The organism is Aestuariivita sp. (genome assembly GCF_021404545.1).
GTDB lineage: Bacteria > Pseudomonadota > Alphaproteobacteria > Rhodobacterales > Rhodobacteraceae > Aestuariivita.
The window spans coordinates 1-21,445 of sequence record NZ_JAAWWD010000022.1 but is presented as its reverse complement, the minus strand read 5'-3'; the positions used below and the strand labels follow the sequence as shown (position 1 = coordinate 21,445).

Here is a 21,445-nt window from a genome sequence, read left to right as displayed (position 1 = left end):
CCTGGTTGAACCACTGGGATACATCCCGCCACAAGAAGCAGAGGGCGCGTACTACAGGAGCTTGAAAACTGACGACATTGCAGCTTGAAATACGAGCTTAACAGTCTCCGGTAAACAAGGGGCGGTTCACTGACCGGTCCAGTTCTCTGGAAGAAGGTCCAAGGCCTGTGATCACGGAGGCTTTGAATGCTCTGCCGAGTCTCTCCACCCGGGTCAGCAATCCGATCTTGTGTTTGATGAACATATCGGTGGGACTCAACATCTTGGCTTCCTCGCTTTGTGGCTGGTTTGCACAACCACCAAGACGGACCATCATCATCTCATTCAAGAGATGTGCCGCCGCTATTCCAGCTTGCTGACACGGGAGCGGTGTCTGATCTCATTCAGGCCAACTCATATCAGTCGATGAATTTCCTCCTACCTAACTACAAATTCAGCATGCAGAGCACCGGCCGCCTTAATGCTCTTAAGGATGTCGATCATATCCCGGGGGGAAACGCCCAAAGCATTGAGGCCCGCAATTACCTCCGAAAGGGATGTCCCATCGGGAACTTCGGCCAACCCGGTACCAGGTTCTTCCTCGATGTCCACATCGGTACGCGGGACAACGACAGTTTCCCCTTCTGCAAAGGGATTGGGCTGCACAACCAGGGGCCGTTCTTCGACCCGCAAAGTTAGTCCACCTTGAGAAACTGCAACACGAGAAATCCGCACATCTTCTCCCATTACAATAGTTCCAGACCTTTGGTCGACAACGACGCGTGCGCGCCGCTGCGGTTCAACGGCGATATTCTCTATCCGGCCAATCGCATGGGCGGTAGAGACCATGCGGGTATCAGCGACGTTCAGTTCCACAGTGCCAGAATCCAGCATGATCGCAACCGCCCGCCCAAAGTCGTTGTTAATCGCCTGCTCGATACGGCCTGCCGTCGTGAAGTCAGGTTCTCTCAACGCAAGGCGCACCCGGCTTAGCGATGAGAATTCAAAATCAATCTCCCGCTCGACCCGAGCCCCGGATGGAATAACGCCGGCTGTTGGAACACCTTGCGTGACGGTTGCCGCATTGCCCTGCGCCGTCACACCTCCAGCAATAATCGTACCTTGCGCTACAGCGTAAATGTCCCCATCCGCTGCATTCAGAGGCGTCATCACCAGTGTACCCCCCAACAGGCTGTTGGCGTCGCCAATGGCCGAGACCGTAACGTCGATCTGGCTGCCTGTGCGTGAAAACGGAGGCAGTGTCGCAGTGACGAAAACAGCGGCCACGTTTTTGGGGCGGAACTGCTCACCGGTCACATTCACGCCGAGCCGCTCCAGCATATTCGTCATGATCTCTTCGGTGAACGGCGCATTTCGGAGGCCGTCGCCGGTTCCGTTCAACCCAACCACCAGCCCGTAGCCGACCAGATCATTACCGCGCACACCATCAAACTCGACCAAATCCTTAATGCGTACGGGATTGGCCAGAATACATGTGGGTAAAACAAACAGCAAAAAAGCGGAGAAAATGCGTATCATCTGAGGAAGTTCACCAGACTGAGTTGGGACGAACGAACCGTTACGGCGTAAAGGCTCTCTAGTCGGAATTGCACGGCCTCAAGTTCGGTTGCCGTCTCGAAGGGATCTGCTGCCAAGAGGGTATTGCGCGCATCTTCTAGCGCGAGGCGTTCAGTCTCCTGGCGCACAGACGCCCGCTCGATCATCTCTTGGGTGACGCCGAGATTGGCGCTTAGGCCGATCAGGTCATCCTGAACGACCAGCAGGGATTCTCCGATATCGCTGACCAATTGCGCTTGCTCGGCACCGGAAAGACCCAAGGCCGGATCGGTGACAAGGGCTGCGGCAGCCATATCTCGAAGGGCCGCGCGAACGGCTGGATCGTCAGCGCGCAGCTCATATGGAATGCTTCTGTCTTCGTTGATGGCGAAGGGTTGAAGATCGGTGGTCGAACCTTGATAAGCGGTCGCCTCAAACCCCGCTGGATCGTTGAACCAGGTTCCGACTGCGGTGATCGCAGCGGCGGCGGTTCCGGCACCGGCTGCCACGACACGCAATTCATCCAGAATGGCACCCGCATCGATGAGTGGCGCACTGTCGGTGCTCACGCCGGCAAAGAGTGCACGTCCGGCAAATTTGGCATTGAGTTCGTGAACAGCATCCTCGAGGGCCGCAGCTGCTCGATCGGCCGAACCGCTGACAACCCCGGTACCGGGGCTGGCGGCAAGCGCGAGAAGCGAATTGCCTAGCTCACCTGCCGTATCGGTCACGCGGCCAAGCCGCATCTGGGCGGCTTCGGTGAAACCAGCCGCTTCGGTATTGGCAACGCGCAAACCGTCCATAATTGTCATCCGATGCTCAAGCCCGGACAGCTTCGCAAAATCCCCACCCAATCGGCTCTGCACATCCGAGACGATGCCCGTACTCATCTCTTGGGTAAGGCGCAGCATTGAGGCGCGCAATTGCGTACTGCGCTGCTGCAACATGAAGGTTTGAGCCAAATCACCGATTGCTGTCGCTTTCATGTCATCCAAGCCCCAATATAAGTTCCATCATTTCATCCACCGTGGCCAGAACACGTGCATTGGCGGCATAGGCCTTTTCGACAACCAGAAGGTTCTGCAGTTCCGCATCGGTATCGACGCCCGTCGAAAGTTCCTGCTCCACCATTTCGTTGTAACTGGCCGACAAGAAGCTCAACCGCTGTTCGGTGTTGAAGTTCGCGGCCCCCGCCCAAGAGGACAACTTTGACATCAGCCCGGACGAGGTCTGGGCACCGGGTCCCAGATCACCGGATGCGACCGAACGGACGTCACTGAGCGCATCGCGCATGGCGTTCAGAAGGCTTCCATCACCGACAGGGCCCGGCGCAACAGCTCCAAGCCCGGATCGCAGGCGCCAGGTTTCAGGGGATTGGATCGGATCGACCAAAGCATTGATCGTGATCCTGCTGGCGATCCCCGCCTCATTGATCGGATCGAACGCGGCGCCCGCATCCGTGAAGAGACCCGGATCACCTGGGGCGAGCGTGGCATCAACCGCAGGATCCTGAAAGCGAGTGATCAGGTCGCGAGCGACACTATCCAGCTGGGTCTGCGCCGCCAGGGCTGCCTGATCCCGAATCTCGAACTGGGCCAGGAGCGTTCCACCGCGCAGCGGGCTGGTTTGGCCGCTGGTTTGGATGGCCATGCCGTTCATAGTCAGGCCGGACAGCGTCCCTCCGGCCAAGGACTGAAACGGCGTCACCGTGTTCACCGCAGTAAACTCCAGCTCTGCCGGTTTGCCATCAAGGAGGATCGCGCCCGCCTCGGTAAACAGAGCGACCTGCCCGTTTGGCCGGGCCACTTCACGAACCGGGACCATGACATTGATTTCATCGATCAGCAGCTGACGCTGATCAAAAAGACCGCCCGTATCCACACCCCGCGACTGCGCAGTGGTAATCTGGGTGTTGAGAAGGTCCACCTCGGAGAGCACGACGTTCAACCGGATCACCTGCCGGTCGATGGACTGATCTGCGGCACTGCGGGCGTCCGAGATGCCGTTCCCCGCGCGATTGAACGCGTCCGCCAGCTCGACCGCTGCCTGGGCCACACTGTTCAGTCTGGCTGGCGCATCAGGAAAGCTTGCCGCTTCGATCAATTTGGCCTCGAACGTGGCAATCCGCCCCGAAAGAGAGGTTGGATCATCCGCTGTCCCGACATTCTGCATAAAGCCTGCGTAGAACCCGGCAACCTGTTCTGATCCCGCGAACTGTGCCTCGGCTGTCCGCCGTGCGGCCAGAACAACCGGATCGGCCAGTCTGCTGATCCCGGCGACGCCAACGCCGGGAGCCACCGTACTTGAGGCCAACACCACCGCCCGCTTGCCATATCCAGGCGTGGTTGCATTCGCGATATTCGCCGCAATGATCTCGGACGCCTTTCCAAACGCCTGCAATCCGCTGAGCGCGCCGCTGAACGCGGATGAAATGCTCATGACTGGATCCTTTCATAAGTCGGTGCTTGTGGTCAGTTCAGCGTCAACGCTTGATGTTGGTGGTTTCCTGCAGCATCTCGTCGACGGTCTGGATCACCTTGGCATTCGAAGAATAGGCGCGCTGGGTTTGGATCATCGCAGTCAATTCCGCCGCCACATCGGTGGCCGATTCCTCCAGTGCAAACGACACGTATTCGCCCGTCGGACCGGTGCCGGCATCCCAAAGGAAGAAATCGCCGCTGTCAGAGGTTGGCGTATAGGTCTGCTGACCCATCGTCATCATACCGTTGGGGTTGGTCACATCGACCAGCGGGATCTGATAGATCACCTGGTTTTCACCCGTATCGAACTGCGCAATCACAAAACCGTTCGCGTCGATTTCAACACCAACCATATTACCCGGAGGGGCGCCGTCCTTTTCGATCACGACGGGGGTAAATGTGTCGGCCAGTTGCGACATCCGACCTTGTTCGCCCAAGGCCCCGATGTTGAGCTCAATCGGCCCTCCGGCGACATTGACAACGACACTCCCGGTGGCGGCATCATAGGTCCCGCCGGTTACGGTCGCGACGGCGTTCAGGGTGCCACCGCCGGTTCGGCTGTCGTCAAAGGTAAGAGTGTATTCCCCAATTACCGCGCCTGCCGATGCCGAGTCTGTCAGGACCATTGTCCACTCGTTCGACGAGCCGGTTCCCGCAACCGTTGGCGTGAATTCGATCACAATGGTCTCGGAAGCGCCCAGGTTATCAAAGTATTCGACGGACAGGGTTTCCGGGTCACCTGCTGCCCCCGCTTCTGTCGATGCCGCCGGCAGGTTCACACCAACCGTCATCTCGGTGGTTGGCGTGCCAATCAACTGATTGCCGTTGATCTGAACCGGAACCAACCCTTCGGCGGTGTCGCGCGGTTGCAGTGGAATGCTGCCATCGGCATTGGCCGACCAGCCCATTAGGATCATCCCGGAAGTCGTTTTCAGATACCCCGCCTCATCAGGCCGAAACGACCCGGTCGAGGCCAGACGCATCTGAAGATCGCCTTGGGGCGCATTGACCTGCGCCTCTGTCACGACGGGCAGGAATCCCCTGCCGCGCACCGCAAGATCCGTCGGATTCGACGTGCTTACCAATGATCCGCTTTCGCTGACCAGGCGCTGTGTGGTCGCCCGGACACCACCGGCCGAGTAAAAGCCACCCGTCGAGCTGCTTACCATCGAAAAGAAATCGGTCTGAACCCGCTTGTACCCCATCGTCGAGGAATTCGCGATATTGTCCGAGATCGTCGCAAGACGAGAAGCATTGGTCGCCAATCCGGCAACACCGGCATTGAGGGAGGAGGAAATGGTCATATGCGCGCCTTTCTGCAGCATCAAATCAAGTTCGATGTCAGCGATACCGCAGGCGGACTTAACACCGCGCTAACAGCTAAAAGTCGCGCTATTTCCCAGTCACCGACGCAAGAAGATCACCTCCACCCGGTTGTTTCGGATCGCCATCGGATCCCTGGCCACAGGCGTCCGGTCCGCGTGACCGGTGACCCGGCGAATTCGGTCAGACGACATACCGCTGCCCTTGAGAAGCGTGCGCATCCGGTCCGCCCGCGCCGCCGACAGGCTCCAAACCGGGTTTGTGGCCTGTACGACGGGGTTTGCACGGACATGCCCGCCAACGGCGATCTGGTTTGTGACCAGCCCGCTGACCCTTTGGATCATCGCCGCAAGATCACGCATCAGCTGGGTCGGCTCGTCCGTTCCCTCTTCAAAAAGAGTGGCCCGCTCAAGATCAAAAAGCTCGATCACCAGACCCTCGTCGGTCACGCGGGTGATGATGTGGCGCATCAACGCGTCCGAGACCATGCTCTCGCCGCTTTGGCTGAACAACGCCTCCTCGATCTGACGAAACGCCGAGTTATCTTCGGGGCTGGCGCCTTGGTTCTCCGCTTCCATCTGGCCGCGGGCGCGGTTCGCCTCTGTCGGGCGCGCTTGCGATGCACCCGTCCCGACCTGGGTCAACACATCTTCGGAAAAGATCGCGTTGCCGTTGAACATCCCTTCGCCACCGCCGGATTGGCGGTTGATCGGTACCGTCGGGGTAAAGTAATCCGCGATCCCGCTGCGTTGCTTTTCTGTTGTCGCATTCAATAGCCACATCATCATGAAAAAGGCCATCATCGCGGTTACGAAGTCCGCGTAAGCGACCTTCCAGGCCCCACCGTGGTGCCCGTCGCCCGCAACAACCTTTTTTCGTTTGATGATCGTGGGCGCGACGTTTGATTGCGCGCTCATCTCCACCACCTTTATTCACCCAGGGCGGGGATACACCAGCGGAGGTAAAGGCTGGATTAACAGATCAACTTGTAGCAATTCGACCCTGTGAACCTGTTCGCCGAATGAGGCAAGGCGCGGAAACACCGGAAGGATCACCACAACGACAGCAACGTGCAAATGCGCACAAACTGACAGCAAACACGTTCCCACAAGGATTTGTGTTGCCATTGACATGCTGCATCTTCCTTTCTGTTTGAATATTTAGGTAATTGAGGCCCTTATCGATCCGAGCTTTAAGGGCAGAGGCGTATATTATGAAACGTGTTGTTATCTTTGTGTTGATCGCTCTGGCGGCAGTGTCCATTCCTGTGGCGCCCAGCGCGCAGGACGTCGCGCGTCCTGCCAAGGTCTTTACTGTTGCGGAAACGACCAATGAGTTGAGGCGCACCTATCCGGCCATCGTCCTGCCATCGGCAGAGGTCGAGCTGTCTTTCAGGGTCAGCGGACAGGTGGTCGAGTTGCCAATCCGCGGGGCAGTGGAGGTCGAGGAGGGGGACCTGATCGCGGCGCTCGATCCGCAGGATTTCGAGACCCAGGTCGCCCAGCTTGAAAGCCAGGTGGACCAGGCCGAGGCGCAGCTTGACGCACTCAGAACAGGCGCCCGCGCCGAAGAGATCGTGGCGCTGGAAGCGGCGGTCGCCTCGGCGCAGGCTCAGGTGGATCAGGCCCGCGAACAGACAGAACGCACCCGTGAGCTGGCAGAGCGGGGGGTTGTGGCAGACGCCCGGCTTGAACAGGACGAGGCGAACCTGCGCGTGGCCGAAGCGAACCTGCAGGCCCAGATCGAACAGTTGAGGATCGGCCAATCCGGTGGCCGTCCCGAAGAAATCGACGCGGCGGAAGCCGCAATTCGCGGGCTCGAAGCGCAATTGACGGTCGCGCGAAGCAACCTCGGCTATGCAACACTCGAAGCGCCGTTCGCGGGCATCATCGCCCGGCGCGACATCGACAATTTCAGCAACGTGCAGGCAGGCCAGTCCGTCGCTCTGCTACAGGCATTGTCAGTCGTGCATTTGTCCTTTGACGTGCCGGGTCCCGATATCACGGCGCTCAGTCGCAATGGTCCCGGCAGTATCGTCAACCGGGTGATCTTTGACTCGTTGCCGGACCAGATCTTTGACTCACAGACCGTCGAGTTTTCCGTGCAGGCCGACACCGCGACACAGACCTATCGCGCCCGTGTCGCGGTTGCGGTACCAAGAAACGAGATGATCCTGCCGGGTATGGTGGGGCGCGTGATCAGCACCGCGCCAAGCGAAGCCACCGCCCTGACCATACCTCTGACGGCTGTGGCGTCCAAGTCCGACGGATCGCCCTTTGTCTGGGTCGTGCAGGATGGCAACACGGCTGTCGGCCAGACCATAACCCTAGGCGAGGTTGCCGGGGATCATGTGGTGGTGACCCAAGGCCTCTCGGCCGGTGACACGATTATATCGGCTGGCGTCAGCCAGATTATGGATGGCATGCGCATCCGCCCGATTACCCAGATCGGGGGATAGCCCATGGATCTCGCGCGTTTCGCGATTGAAAAGAGGGCGATCTCGGCCGTTTCGACCCTGCTGATCTTGGTGGCCGGGTACTTCGCCTATGTGAACCTGCCCCGGTTCGAGGATCCGGAATTCTTAATCCGGCAGGCGCAGGTCATTACCCCCTACCCGGGCGCGGGCGCCGAAGAGGTGGCCACCGAGGTCACCGAAGTGATCGAGAACGCGGTCCAACAACTCTCTGGCGTCAAAGAGGTGCGGTCTGTCTCGTCCCCCGGTCTGAGCAATGTAACGGTTGAGTTCACGATTGCCGAGACACCGGACTATCCCGAGCTCAACCAGAAATTCACCCAGCTGCGCGCCAAGATCAGCGATGCGCAGGCGGATCTGCCCCCCAATGCGCTGGCCACGCAGGTTTTTGACGACTTCGGCGACGTCTTTGCCCTCTACTTTGCGGTCGTGGGTGAAGGCTTCACGCTGAGCGAGCTTCATGAATACGCCAAAGACCTGCAACGTGAACTGGTCACCGTCGATGGTGTGTCCAAAGTGGTTCTGAACGGCGTGCAGGATGAGGTGATCTATGTCGAGTATTCACCGGCGCGCATTATCGAGCTGGGTCTCGCTCCCAGCCAGATCGGCGACATCCTTACGGGCCAGAACCTCGTCACCCCGGCAGGTTCGATTAGGGCCGGACAAACCCGGCTGGAGCTCAGGCCGCAAACCGCCATTGGCTCGACCGAGGCGATCGGCAATCTGCTGATCACCAATCCGCAAACGGGCGTGTCGTTTCGTCTGTCCGATATTGCGGCCATTTCCCGCGGTTTGAGGGAACCGGCGACCGCACTGCTGTTCCGCGATGGGCGGCCTGCCATCGGCATCGGGATCTCGAACACCCGCGGTGGCAACGTGGTGACCATGGGCGAAGCCGTCAAAGAGCGGATGGATGCGCTGATCTCGGAGCGCCCGATCGGTATCGACATCCTGCCGATTTCGGATCAGTCGGCCACGGTGGCGGTCTCGGTCGATGACTTTGTGATGAATGTGGTTTTGGCCCTGATTATCGTCGTGGGCACGCTGCTGGTTTTCATGGGCCTGCGGTCGGGCATTCTGATGGGCGGCATCTTATTGGTCACGGTGGCCGGGACGCTGTTTGGGATGTATATATATGGGCTCGACATGCAGCGGATCTCCCTCGGGGCGCTGATCATTGCGCTGGGGATGCTGGTCGATAATGCCATCGTGGTGGTCGAAGGCACACTGGTTAAGGTTCAAAAGGGCGAAGACGCGGCCAGCGCCGCGCAGTCCATTGTGGCGCAGACAAAATGGCCCTTGTTGGGCGGGACGGTCGTGGGCCTGCTTGCATTTTCGGCCATCGGTTTTTCACCAGACAACACCGGAGAATACGCCGGCAGCCTGTTCTGGACGATTGCGATTGCCCTGCTCTTTTCGTGGCTGGTGGCGATCTGGTTGACACCTTATTTCTGCACGCTGATCCTGAAACCCGGAGGTCAGGCAGAAAGACGCGAAAGCGTCGTTTTGCGCTGGTATCGCGGGCTCTTGGCCCAAGCGATCCGCGTGCGCTATATCACTGTCGCCGTGATCGCCGGGCTTTTTGTGTCGGCGATCGCCCTCTTTTCGATGGTGCCGCCCGGGTTCTTTCCAACGTCGACGCGCGCGCAGTTCGTGGTGGATTACTTCCTGCCGCAAGGCACTGATATCGCCCAGACCCAAGCCGACATCCTGCGCATCGAAGAACACATCCGCAGCCTCGATGGCGTGACAGGAACCAATGCGATGGTCGGTGGTGGGCATCTGCGCTTTATGCTGATCTACGAAGCGGAAAACCAAAACTCCGCCTATGGCCAGGTGCTGGTGGATGTCGAAGACTTTTCCCAGATCGCGGCGTTGCAGACCAATCTGCAAACCTGGGTCGATGCGGAGTTTCCTGCATCGACAGCAAAGGTCTGGAAGTTCGTCTTGGGGCCGGGCGGCGGCTCCAAGATCGAAGCCCGGTTCTTTGGCCCCGACCCGGTCGTCCTGCGCGACCTCGCGGCCCAGGCCAAACAGATCATGGCCGATGCCAGAGCCATCGCGATCAAGGATGACTGGCGCGAACAGGTGCAGACGATCCGCCCAGTGATCAACACCGAAAACGCACGCCGCCTGGGACTGACCCAAGGCGAGATCTCGAACGCGCTTTACAGTCACCTCAATGGCGCCAATCTGGGGGTGTACCGCGAAGGCGACGAGCTGCGCGACATCATCATGCGCCCTTTCGAGGCGGACCGGAACGAAGTGGGCAATCTGCGCGACGTCCAAGTCTTTAGCCAGGTGGCGGGCGGATATATTCCCATTGCTCAGGTGGTGGACCGCTTTGATCTGGTGTTCGAGGCGGGCAATCTGCGCCGGATCGACAGGCATCTGGCGATCACCGCGCAATCTGACAACGCACCGGGTGTGCTGTCAGGAGACCTCTTTGACGAGGTTCGTGGCCCGATCGAAGCAATTGAGCTGCCGCCTGGGTATCGCTTTGAATGGAAGGGCGAGTTTGGCAATTCGACCGAGGCCAACGCGGGCCTGGCCGCGACGATGCCGCTGGGGTTTGGCGCGATGGTGCTGGTTGTTATCTTCCTTTTCAACGCCTTGCGCCAGCCGCTGATCATCTGGCTGACGGTCCCGTTGGCGCTGATTGGTGTGATCTGGGGCCTGGCCGCGACCCGGACACCGCTGGAGTTCATGGCAATCCTGGGCATCCTGTCGCTGACCGGCATGCTGATCAAGAACGCCATCGTTCTTATCGACGAAACCGATACGCAAATCTCCGGTGGCAAGGCGCGCATGGCGGCGGTTGTGGACAGTTCCGTCAGCCGTTTCAGACCCGTCTCACTGGGTGTTCTTACTACGGTTTTAGGGGTCGTGCCGCTGCTGTGGGATCCCTTCTTCAAATCCCTGGCCGTGGTGATTATCTGCGGTCTTAGCTTTGCGACGATCCTGACGCTGATCATCGTGCCAACGCTCTACACAGTCTTTTTTCGGATCGCAGGGGATGAGGTCGAGCCGAATGCGACCTGACGGGCCCACCGCGCAGCGCATGCCGGATACCGCCTGATGCAGGCAAACACACCGCTTTTGACCGCATCGCTGACTGTGGTGGGGGCCGTAGGGCTGTGGGGGATCTTCGACCCGCAGGGAGCCGTTGCGGTCTCGCGGGCAATCGTTGAACGCTCCTTTGAAGGGCGGGGTTGGTTCATCATGCTGACAGTGACCGGCCTTTTGGTCTTTTGCGTCTGGATCGCCCTGTCGCGCTATGGGACCATCCGGCTGGGCGCCGATGACAGCCAACCGGAGTTTTCGACACCCGCCTGGCTGGCCATGCTGTTTTCCGCGGGCATGGGCGTTGGGCTGCTGTTCTGGGCCGTGGCCGAGCCATTGACCCATTTCGCCTTCGGGCGTGATTTCCTGCCAGAGCCCATTGCGGCAAGCGAAGCCCTGACAACCACCCTGTTTCATTGGGGGCTGCACGCCTGGAGCATCTATGCGGCAACCGGCCTGTGTATCGCCTATTTCGCGTTTCGCCGGGGCACCCCGATGCTGATCAGCGCACCGCTGATCTCGCTGTTCCCGGGCGAGGGCTGGGCGCGGGTCACCGGGTGGCTGTCGGATTTTCTGGCCATCGCCGCGATTGCCATTGGCGTCGGCGGCTCGATCGCGATGGGTGTGTTTCAGGTCGCAGACGGCGTTGATGTGCTCATGCAGGGGAACGGCGCTGGGCAGGAGCTGCTGATTGCCGTTTTTGCGGCGCTGTTCCTATGCTACCTGCCGCCCTTGATGATCGATCTGGGTCAGGGCATGTCGCGCCTGTCGAACCTGGCGATGCTGATTGCAGGTTTCCTGCTGATCTTTGTGATCCTGTTCGGACCCACGCAATACCTCATGAATGCCATCCTCAACAGTTTTGGCACCTACATCGCAGAGGTTGTACCGCGCGGCTTTCAGACCTTCACCTTTTTCGACGATGTGCTGGGCCAATGGTTTGCTGACTGGACACTGACCTATATGGTCTGGTGGATCGCCTGGGGGCCCTTTGTCGGTGTATTCATCGCACGGATCTCCAAGGGTCGAACGATCCGTGAGTTCGTGCTGGGTGTCCTGTTTGTGCCAACCCTGTTTTCGATGATGTGGTTTGGCGCCTTTGGCGGTATCGGGCTTTTTGACACGCTGGAGGGTAATGGCGGACTGGTCGCCACGACGCAATCCAATGTCGAACGGGTGACGTTTGACCTGCTGGCTCGGCTGCCTCTCTCGGGGCTCACGACGGTGGCCACCATCTGCGCCGCGTTCCTATTCATCGTCACCAGCGTTGTCAGCGCGGCCTTTGTTCTGGGAACATTCTCGACCGGCGGCGATCCCGAGCCTGCCCCGCGCGTGCGGCTGATCTGGGGTGTTGTGCTGGGATTGCTGGGTGGTGCGATGATCCTGTCGGGGTCGATCGAGGCGGTCCGCAGCCTGATCGCTCTGGGTGCTTTGCCTTTTGTGTTCATCATCGTGTTGCTGGTCACGTGCCTGGCGCGTGCCCTCAAGGAAGAAACCCATGCTGATCGGTGACGCGGCAGATACGCTGATGAACGTCACCACATTCGCCTTTCTGGGCGCGATGATCTGGTTGTATATGAGGCCACGAAAGTAACGTCGCTTGCTGGCCTGATCCTTGCGGAGGTGGGCCGGTTTCTGGCAAACCTGCCAAAGGCCGCGAGGGCCATTAGCGGATCCTCGACCGCACCTTGGACAAAGCCGAATGAACGCCATGTTTCCCTCCACCCGAGAGCTCCCACCACACCGCTCGACCTCTTGGAGGCGCGGCAGGATAACCGTGCGCGGACTTCGCAATCCAGCGTTGTTACGGGGCCTCAGGACGGATTCTCACACCAGTTCTCCAGCGTTCTAAGCGGGCAGACTAGCGGCAGGTGCAAAAATACCGTAGCGCGCAATGGTAGAGCGATCATCTCGCAGGACAGCGTCCCGGACCAAGATAGGGGTGTTTGATCTTTGCGTTTCTCCACAAACAGAGGACCGGATGCCAAAATGAACTGGCTGATGGCATTGGCCTTGATCAATCAGGCAACCTTTCGCGGAGCCGGCAGCGATCGGTGGATTTTGCGCACTGGGAACAATCTGGTCGCAAAAAACCCGGGCGCGAACGCCCGGGCAGGTGGTGAAAGGCTGTCGGAAGGAGACGTCAGCCTTTGGAGAATTCCGGATAGGCTTCCATACCCAACTCGGACATGTCGAGGCCGTTGATTTCTTCCTCTTCTCCGACACGGATACCCATCGTCGCTTTGAGGATGAACCAGACCACCGCCGAACTGACGACCACAAAGACGCCCACGACCAGGATCGAGAAGAGCTGCACACCCAGGTTCGCATCGGGGTTGGTCAGAACCACGGCGATGGTGCCCCAGATACCGGCAAACAGGTGTACCGGGATCGCGCCGACAACATCGTCGATCTTGAGCTTGTCGAGGAACGGAACCGCAAAGACGACGATCACACCGCCCACGGCACCGATCAGGGTGGCCATGCCCAGCGACGGCGTCAGAGGTTCAGCCGTAATCGACACCAGACCGGCCAGCGCGCCGTTCAGCACCATGGTCAAGTCCGGCTTTTTGTACAGGACCTGGGTCAGGATCAGTGCCGCAATCGCACCACCGGCGGCCGCCGTGTTGGTGTTGGCAAAGATCCGGCCCACATCGGCCACATCTCCGACCGACCCCATGGCCAGCTGCGAACCGCCGTTAAAGCCGAACCAGCCCATCCACAGGATGAATGTCCCAAGGGTTGCCAGCGCCAGGTTCGAGCCGGGGATCGGAACGGTTTTGCCGTCCTTGTATTTACCGATACGCGGCCCAAGGATGATGGCCCCGACCAGAGCGGCCCAGCCACCGACCGAGTGTACGACAGTCGAACCGGCAAAATCCAAAAAGCCCATCTCGTCCAGGAAGCCACCGCCCCATTTCCACGACGCTTGCAGCGGATAGATGATCGAAGTCAGGATGATCACAAAGATCAGGAATGGCCACAGCTTGATCCGCTCGGCCAAGGTCCCCGAAACGATGGAGGCGGTGGCCGCACAGAACATCAACTGGAAGAAGAAGTCCCCCGATGTGGCCGCATAGCCATAATCATCTGCGGCGTCGGCCGTGACGCCGACCGCTTCCAGAACGCCTGGACCCCAGACGCCCGAAACAATCCCGTCCATCATCCATGTGCCCAGCGGGTACATCAGGTTATAGCCGATCAAATAGTAAAAGATCGCCGCCATCGAAAAGAGCGAGATGTTCTTGATCAACTGCATGGTCACGTTCTTGGAGCGCACCAGGCCGGCCTCAAGCATGGCAAAGCCTGCGGCCATCCAGAACACCAGAAAGCCGCCAACCAAGAACAGCAGCGAATTCATGATAAAGACCATGTCTGTCGAGGGGTTCACCCCCGCGACAGGGCCGTCATCCTGGGCCAGGCCCAGGGTCGGCAGCGCAACCAGTGCGGCGGCCGGAAGAAGTGTTTTGAGAAGTTTCATCCGTCTGTTTTCCCTATGCGTTACGCTGTTTTTCACAGAGCGTCTTCGTTCGTCTCGCCAGTCCGCACGCGGATCGCCTGCTGGACATCGAGCACGAAAATTTTTCCGTCGCCGATTTTCCCGGTCTGCGCGGTCTTGGCGATGGTTTCGACGATCTGATCCGCCATCGTTGTGGCGACCACGATCTCGATCTTTATTTTCGGTACAAAGTTCACGGCGTATTCCGCACCGCGATAGATTTCCGTGTGGCCGGACTGAGATCCAAAGCCCTTGATCTCGGTTACCATCATGCCCCGCACGCCGGCTTCGGTCAGCGCTTCGCGAACCTCCTCCAGCTTGAAAGGCTTGATTGTAGCAATGATGAGTTTCACTTGCGTCCCCTTCGGTAGGCAGGTCGCCCTGCAATGACACGGGAATTCAGAGCGCAAATGCGGGGGGCAATGAAACGTGGTGCAGCGGATTCAGACAGGGCGCCCTCCGAGAAGTTGCATAATTTTTGCACAAATACGTGAATGCGATGAAAAATTAGGCGAAATTGGAAGGGTTCGAATTGCGCGATACCAGTCTCAACAAATCCATCCAGGCAGGGTATGGTGCAAAAAAATCAGAGCCGGGCAGGGCAGATAATGAGCGATTCACGGCGGCGTAAACCGCCCTTGGTGGCCGACAGGCGGTATCCGAATTCATCGGCACGAAAACCGACCGCAAAGGCCAAGCCCAAAAAAAGCGCGCCAACCAGGCGGCGCACCACCGGTCGTGGCGGTGGGCGGCGCAGACCGCCTGCGCGTGCGGTTGGATTCCGCGGATTGATCGGAGCGGCCCTGCGCTGGGTCGGTCGGTTGCTCTGGGCGGTGGTCTGGCGCGTCTCGGCGGTGGTTGCCGCACTGATCGGCGTCGCGGTCGGCATCCAGTACATGAGCCTGCCCGATCTGTCGGCGTTGCTGGATGGCCGCGCGCGCGGATCGGTTACGATGCTCGACCGGGACGGGCGGGTCTTTGCCTGGCGTGGCGAACAGTTCGGCGGCGCGGTCAGCGCAGACACCGTCTCCCCGCATCTCAAGAACGCCATTATCGCGACGGAGGACAAGCGGTTCTATCGTCATTTCGGGATCAGCCCGCGCGGCGTGGCCAGCGCCATTCGGATCAACCTTGCCGAGGGGCGCGGTCCGCTGTCGGGACATGGCGGGTCTACTATCACCCAGCAGACCGCCAAGCTTTTGTGCCTGGGAGAGCCGTTCGACCCGACGTCCGCCATGACCGAAGCGGAGTATGAAGCCGATTGTCGGCGCGGATCGCTGTCGCGCAAGGCCAAAGAGGCGATCTATGCCCTGGCGATGGAGGTCAAGTATTCCAAGGACGAGATCCTGACGATCTATATGAACCGGGCCTTTTTGGGCGCGGGAGCGCGCGGGTTCGAGGCCGCGAGCCAGCGCTATTTCGGCAAATCGGCGGCCGAGGTCAATCCGGCCGAGGCTGCGATGCTGGCCGGCCTTCTGGTGGCACCCACGCGATTTGCGCCGACCAACGACCTTGAACGCTCGCAAAACCGCGCGGCGACCATCCTGCGCCTGATGACCGAACAGGGGTATCTGTCGGACACCGACCGGGCGATGGCCATGGCCAACCCTGCCGAGCTGAGCGCGGCGGCAGAGGCGCGGGCGGGCGGCTATTTCGCCGATTGGGTCATGTCGTCGGGCCCCGATTACTTTACCCGCAACACAACCGAAGATGTGGTGATCCGAACGACCCTGGACCAGAGGCTCCAGACAGCTGCCGAGGATGCCTTGCGGGAAATCTTCGAGACCAAGGTACGCGACGGATCCAAGGCCCAGGCGGCGATTGTAGTGATGAGTGCCGATGGTGCCGTCCGTGCCATGGTCGGCGGGCGCAAGACGCGCGTCGCGGGTGCGTTCAACCGGGCGACCCAGGCGCTGCGCCAAACCGGATCCTCCTTCAAGCCGTTTGTCTATGCCGCAGCGCTCGACCTTGGGTATTCGCCGCGCGACACGGTCGTGGATGACCGGTTGTGCATGACCATCCCGGGGTCGGGCGAATGGTGTCCGCGCAACTATACCAATCAGTTCTACGGAGAGGTTACGCTGACCCATGCGCTCAAGGAATCGCTGAATATCCCGGCGGTTAAAATCTCCGAAAGCGTTGGGCGCGAACAAGTGCGTGCGGTAGCTGAAGGATTCGGGATCCAGAGCGATCTGGCGCTGGGCCCCGCCCTGGCGCTGGGGGCCTCGGAAAGCACGCTGATCGAGATGACGGGCGCCTATGCGGGCATTCTCAATGGCGGATCGGCGGTTGAACCCTATGGCATGGTCGAGCTGCGCCTGATGGGCGATGAGCTGCCGCTGATGGGCTCGGATGGCGGCATCGGCGAGCGGGTGATCCAGCAGGATGCCGCGGAACAATTGATCTGGATGATGGAACAGGCCGTCAGCGATGGTTCAGGCGGGCGCGCTGCGCTCCCCGGCAGGCCTGTGGCCGGCAAAACGGGCACAACCCAGGCCGCGCGGGATGCCTGGTTCATAGGTTTTTCCGCCGATTACGTGGCAGGTGTGTGGATGGGGTATGACGACAACACTCCCCTGACAGGTGTCACGGGCGGTGGCCTACCGGCCGAGATCTGGCGTGAAACGATGCTGCGTGTGCATGACGGACTGCCGGTAAACCCGCTGCCGATGCAGCCGCCCGCAGGCCCCGCTCAGCCGCGCGGCGGACAGGCGGGCCAGACGGTCGAGGGCATTCTTGACCGGATGCTGCGGGACATTCTCGGCGGGGATGGCGGAAACGCTCCCGCGCCCCGTGCCGGTGATCGCTGACCAACGTGACCCCGTCGTGGAGGTGACAGAGGTGTCCTTCGGCTCAGGACCCGTTGCCGATAGACGGAAGCTGGAAGGACTGTTTACGGGATCTGTCGAACGATGGGGATAGGGGCAGCCAATATGTGTCGATCCGCTATACGGAGCGCCTGGCCGAAGCCGGAATCGAGCCGTCGGGCGGCCGCGTCGGCGACAGGTATGACAATGCCCTGGCCGAGACCATCATCGGCTTGTTCAAGGCCGAAGTCATCCATCGGCAGGGACCAAGAAAAACCGCGGATGCCGTCGAATCGGAGACTCTGAAGCGAGTCGACTGGTTCAACAACCGCCGCCTGCTTCAGCCCATCGGAAACATCCCGCCAGCAGAGGCCAAGGAGAAGTTCGATAACGTCGCCTGAAACGGAGTAAAAGGCCTCCGGCAAAACCGGGCCGGTTCAATTTGATACATAAGTCCGGACCATGCCCCAAACCCACGTTCGGACCAGAACGGTCCGTCGCGAAATGCACCGACCTTTTGTTCGACACTGGGACCTTGCCGATGAGCGCTCCATGGCTTTCGACCGTCTGCTGTCGTATCGACGAACGCCACACGCGACCTATGCGTTTGCGACACCTCGAAATGCGGCCGCAAGTCTTGCCATAGCATCGTGCGCACGCCCACTTCCAACCCGAGAGTGCAGCAAGACCGGCAAACGCGGTAGCTCAGGCAATCCCAACGTCTCGCCAACATCCACCGCGCCGAGGGGCAGCATCCGTTTTGCCAAGGCGGACACTCCCAGGCCCGCCGTGACCGCTGCACAAACCGCAGCAACACCACCACCGACAAATGCCTCGGTCCACGACACGCCAGCCTCATCTAAAACCTGGCCCGCCATAACGCGGACGCCGCACGGTTCAGCAAGCGTCGCAAGCGGCAGTGGCTCGCCCGCCCGGTGCTTCCAAGTCGGAGAGGCGTACCAACCGAACCTCTCGTGGGCGAGCATCTCGCCGTCGGTTCGACCGACGTGAAGACGGACAATTACCGCATCGAGCTCGCGCCGGTCGAAGCTCTGCAACAAATCACCTGAGGAGCCGATCCGTACCTCGATCAAGAGCTGTCGGTCCTGATCATTCATCCGGGCGATCAGCGCCGGGAGTTCCGGACCAGCCACGTGATCGCTGATCCCTATCGCCAAGCGCTCCCGCGAGGCGGTGATGGTCGCTGTTGCCCTATCGTGAACCGCCAGCAGTTCTTGGGCATGATGCAGAAACGCTTCGCCTTGCGAAGACAGTTGCACATGCCGGGGCGTACGGTCGACGAGACGACAGTCCAAGCGCTCTTCGAGCCGCTTCAGCTTCAGGCTCACGGCGGACTGGGTCATCTGGCAGGCGTCGGCGGCGCGGGTAAAGCTACCCAATTCTGCGATATGCACAAAAGCCTGAACTGCGTCGAGATCGAGGCGACGGATTGCCATTTCATTTCCTCATCACTGAAATCATCATTCATCGTATTCTGAAATATATACCGATCAGCTATGGTGAACCAGACATCTTTGAGCCTGTGCTCGTATGCATCCATCTGGCGCGCCAGGTCTGATTAAGATGATTGCGAAACAACGTGTTGGAAGAGCGTATGCCGAAGCCTGTCATCATCACCTGCGCGCCGACGGGGGGCATTCACACACCAACCATGACGCCCCATCTACCGATTACCCCAGCTGACATAGCAACCGCGTCGATTGAAGCGGCAGAGGCCGGGGCGTCCATCATCCATCTTCACGCGCGCGATCCGGAAACGGGTAAGCCAGATGCGCGGCCAGAGACCTTCAAGCAATTTCTTCCTGTTATAAAGCAAGCGACTGACGCCGTGATGAACATCACCACGGGGGGCGGCCTTGGGATGACAATGGAAGAACGTCTGCGCGCGGCTGTCGCCGCCAGCCCTGAGATGGCGTCCCTCAACATGGGGTCGATAAACTTTGGGATTTTCCCGCTACTGGAAAAATACTCAGGCTGGAAACACGACTGGGAAGCTCCGTTTCTAGAGATGACCAAAGACTATATTTTCCCGAATACCTTCGCGACTATCGAGTATGCCTTAAAAGAGCTTGGAGACAGGCACGGCACGAGATTCGAGTTTGAGTGCTACGATATTGGCCACCTCCATAACCTTGCCTGGTTTGTGGATCAGGGGCTGGTGAAGCCGCCGTTCTTTATCCAAATGGTATTTGGCATCCTCGGGGGGATGGGCGCGGATCCGGCGCATCTGACGCATATGCATCATACTGCTGACAAGCTGTTCGACGCAGAAAACTACGAATGGTCCGTGCTGGCAGCGGGACGTCACCAAATGCCCTTCGCTACGCAGTCGGCAATGCTGGGGGGGAACCTGCGCGTCGGCTTGGAGGACTCGATCTACATAGGCCCCGGTGAGCTCGCCAAATCCAACGCTGAGCAAGTCCGCAAGATCAGAAGCATCATCGAAAACCTTGGGTTGCGTGTTGCAACGCCCGACGAGGCCCGCAAGCGCCTGGCACTGAAAGGTGGCGACATGGTGAATTTCTGAGTTTTGGCGCGACGCCACATTTTCCACTCAAACGATGCACCAACCCTCAGTGAAAGGACCAAACATGCCCCTTGTTTCCATATCGCTTCGCAAAGGAAAATCCGAAACCTATCGCCAAGCGCTCATCGATGGCGTCTACCAAGCGATGCGGGACACCTTTAGCGTTCCGGAAGATGATCAATTCATCACCGTGACGGAACACGACCCGTCGAATTTCAGGTATGGGGCGAGCTATCTCGATATCGCTCGCAGCGACGACGTCGTATTCATTCAGATCAGCGCCATGGCCAGCCAGACATCGGACCAAAAGAAGGCGCTCTACGCCCGGATTGTCGAACTGCTTGCGAACAATCCAGGTATGCGACCGGAAGATGTATTCGTGAACGTCATCGAAGGAGTGAAGGAGAACTGGTCCCTCGGGAATGGGATCGCGCAATATGCGTGACGTCGCTGGCGGCCGGGTTTCGGGATAACGAACCGATACTCGACACCTCCGAGCAGGCCGCATTCTGGACGCTTCTAGGTGCACTCTTCTTCTCGTTGATGAACGCCGCCGCGAAGTACCTTGGTCTGCTCAATCAGCAGATGATCCTCCAATCGCTGGAAGGGTACCAGCCGATCCCCGTCTGCCAGATGACGTTTGCGCGGTATGCGATCGCAGCATTGCTCCTGCTTTTGTTCATGCTTGGACGCCCCATGCACTTTTGCATGTGGTCACCGGGCCGCGATCTTGGCCAGACAGTGGCCGGGTTCGGGGGGATCGCTCTGATGTTCGCAGCGATCCGGACGGTCCCACTCGCCTCTGCGGCCGCAATCGGAGTCACAAGTACGATCTTCGCGATGATCTTCTCGGCCATTCTCCTAGGCGAACGGGTTCCGCGCCGTCGTTGGTTCGCGGCGAGCATTGGTATGTCGGGCGCGATGATCGTTGCCTGCCCCGGTTCAGGCGTTCCACTTGCCGATGCATCCATCGCCTGAATGGCCGCGGCTTTCATGGGCGCTGAAGTCGTCGGCGTTAAGTGGCTTGCTCGGACGAATGATGGCGCGGTGACGATCTTGTTTCATAGTAACCTGACCGGCGTCCTCATATCCGGAGCTTGCATGGCTCCCGGCTTTGTGTGGCCGACACCATCGCAATCGAACGCCCTCTTGCTGATTGGATTGATGGCGATCCTCGGCCAGGCCTGCATGTTCCGCGCCGCGAAAATGTCTGATGCCAAAGTCATCGTACTGTTCTTCTATGTCTCGCTCTTCTACGCGGCTCTGATAGGATACACCGTCTTCGGCGAAAAAATCTCGCTCGCAGTTGGGATTGCCAAGACTTAGCACTTGATTTGAGAATTGTGGCGCCGGTTTATCCTTGGGATTCTCGCCATGACCGAACCTCTGCCGGACGAGATTGACGACGCCCTCTGGGATGAAGCCTGTCGCCGAGCAGCTGCGATCCGTCAGGTCCTGATGCGCGGTTCTGGCCAGTCTACTGCAGCAGCTGTTGCCGATCTTGCTTTCGAACCGGAGCTCAGTCAGGCGTCTGCCTGCCGCCTATTGAAGAGGTTTCGCGCTGACGGGACCGTCCTGTCACGGGTGGCGACAATGCGCGGATGCCGCACCGGCCATCGCGCTCTGGATACGCGGCGAGAGGACATCCTCCTAAGGGCAAACCGCAAATAGTGTCTGAAGCCCAGCGGCCCGTCGTCCTCACGGCGGGGGGGAAAA

General features: G+C 59.6%; 16 protein-coding genes and 1 pseudogene. 9 read left to right on the top strand and 8 right to left on the bottom strand.

The genetic code is table 11. The features are described from left to right. Positions 1-417 precede the first annotated feature (417 nt). From HEP69_RS08675 to HEP69_RS08655, 5 genes are all read right to left on the bottom strand, one after another. Positions 418-1,518, bottom strand: a complete 1,101-nt coding sequence (locus HEP69_RS08675) for a flagellar basal body P-ring protein FlgI (protein WP_290558154.1) — start codon at positions 1,516-1,518, stop codon at positions 418-420. After that, a complete protein-coding gene (locus tag HEP69_RS08670; protein ID WP_290558153.1) occupies positions 1,515-2,522 on the bottom strand; it encodes a flagellar hook protein in 1,008 nt (335 codons plus the stop codon). The genes HEP69_RS08675 and HEP69_RS08670 overlap by 4 nt, the downstream gene beginning before the upstream one ends. Position 2,523: 1 nt before the next feature. Next, on the bottom strand, positions 2,524-3,975 hold the full coding sequence (gene flgK / locus HEP69_RS08665) for a flagellar hook-associated protein FlgK (protein ID WP_290558152.1): 1,452 nt from the start codon (positions 3,973-3,975) through the stop codon (positions 2,524-2,526). Positions 3,976-4,018: 43 nt separating this feature from the next. Further along, complete coding sequence (locus HEP69_RS08660) at positions 4,019-5,320, bottom strand: flagellar hook-basal body complex protein (protein WP_290558151.1); 1,302 nt, start codon at positions 5,318-5,320, stop codon at positions 4,019-4,021. A gap of 99 nt (positions 5,321-5,419) precedes the next feature. Further along, positions 5,420-6,256: a flagellar motor protein MotB gene (locus HEP69_RS08655; RefSeq protein WP_290558150.1), complete on the bottom strand. Its 837-nt coding sequence runs from the start codon at positions 6,254-6,256 to the stop codon at positions 5,420-5,422. 296 nt (positions 6,257-6,552) lie between these two features. Between HEP69_RS08655 and HEP69_RS08650 the strand changes: the two genes are divergently transcribed. The 3 genes from HEP69_RS08650 to HEP69_RS08640 are packed head-to-tail and all read left to right on the top strand — an operon-like array spanning position 6,553 to position 12,387. After that, positions 6,553-7,797: an efflux RND transporter periplasmic adaptor subunit gene (locus HEP69_RS08650; RefSeq protein WP_290558149.1), complete on the top strand. Its 1,245-nt coding sequence runs from the start codon at positions 6,553-6,555 to the stop codon at positions 7,795-7,797. Positions 7,798-7,800: 3 nt separating this feature from the next. Next, on the top strand, positions 7,801-10,854 hold the full coding sequence (locus tag HEP69_RS08645) for an efflux RND transporter permease subunit (protein ID WP_290558148.1): 3,054 nt from the start codon (positions 7,801-7,803) through the stop codon (positions 10,852-10,854). Between the two features lie 36 nt (positions 10,855-10,890). Beyond that, on the top strand, positions 10,891-12,387 hold the full coding sequence (locus HEP69_RS08640; RefSeq protein ID WP_290558147.1) for a BCCT family transporter: 1,497 nt from the start codon (positions 10,891-10,893) through the stop codon (positions 12,385-12,387). 631 nt (positions 12,388-13,018) lie between these two features. Here HEP69_RS08640 and HEP69_RS08635 read toward each other — a convergent pair. Beyond that, on the bottom strand, positions 13,019-14,356 hold the full coding sequence (locus tag HEP69_RS08635; protein ID WP_290558146.1) for an ammonium transporter: 1,338 nt from the start codon (positions 14,354-14,356) through the stop codon (positions 13,019-13,021). Positions 14,357-14,388: 32 nt separating this feature from the next. Beyond that, positions 14,389-14,727 carry a P-II family nitrogen regulator gene (locus HEP69_RS08630; protein WP_290558145.1) on the bottom strand — a complete coding sequence of 113 codons (339 nt, stop codon included), beginning with the start codon at positions 14,725-14,727 and terminating at the stop codon, positions 14,389-14,391. 255 nt (positions 14,728-14,982) lie between these two features. On the opposite strand from HEP69_RS08630, the gene HEP69_RS08625 reads away from it, so the two are divergent. Both HEP69_RS08625 and HEP69_RS08620 read left to right on the top strand, forming a co-directional pair. After that, positions 14,983-17,184: a PBP1A family penicillin-binding protein gene (locus tag HEP69_RS08625; RefSeq protein ID WP_290558144.1), complete on the top strand. Its 2,202-nt coding sequence runs from the start codon at positions 14,983-14,985 to the stop codon at positions 17,182-17,184. A 107-nt stretch (positions 17,185-17,291) separates the two neighbouring features. After that, positions 17,292-17,582, top strand: a pseudogene (locus HEP69_RS08620) (integrase core domain-containing protein); the annotation flags it as partial. 198 nt (positions 17,583-17,780) lie between these two features. Here the strand turns inward: HEP69_RS08620 and HEP69_RS08615 are convergent. Beyond that, positions 17,781-18,638 (bottom strand): LysR family transcriptional regulator, encoded by an 858-nt coding sequence (locus HEP69_RS08615; RefSeq protein WP_290558143.1) that lies wholly within the window; start codon positions 18,636-18,638, stop codon positions 17,781-17,783. Between the two features lie 158 nt (positions 18,639-18,796). Here HEP69_RS08615 and HEP69_RS08610 point away from each other — a divergent pair, with 158 nt between their 5' ends. From HEP69_RS08610 to HEP69_RS08595, 4 genes are all read left to right on the top strand, one after another. Further along, entirely contained in the window at positions 18,797-19,729 is a 933-nt protein-coding gene (locus HEP69_RS08610) for a 3-keto-5-aminohexanoate cleavage protein (protein ID WP_290558142.1), read from the top strand. Positions 19,730-19,793: 64 nt separating this feature from the next. After that, positions 19,794-20,174, top strand: a complete 381-nt coding sequence (locus tag HEP69_RS08605; RefSeq protein ID WP_290558141.1) for a tautomerase family protein — start codon at positions 19,794-19,796, stop codon at positions 20,172-20,174. Next, on the top strand, positions 20,171-20,707 hold the full coding sequence (locus tag HEP69_RS08600; protein ID WP_290558140.1) for an EamA family transporter: 537 nt from the start codon (positions 20,171-20,173) through the stop codon (positions 20,705-20,707). Before HEP69_RS08605 ends, HEP69_RS08600 begins: the two co-directional genes overlap by 4 nt. Continuing rightward, on the top strand, positions 20,708-21,055 hold the full coding sequence (locus tag HEP69_RS08595; protein WP_290558139.1) for an EamA family transporter: 348 nt from the start codon (positions 20,708-20,710) through the stop codon (positions 21,053-21,055). Positions 21,056-21,445 lie beyond the last annotated feature (390 nt).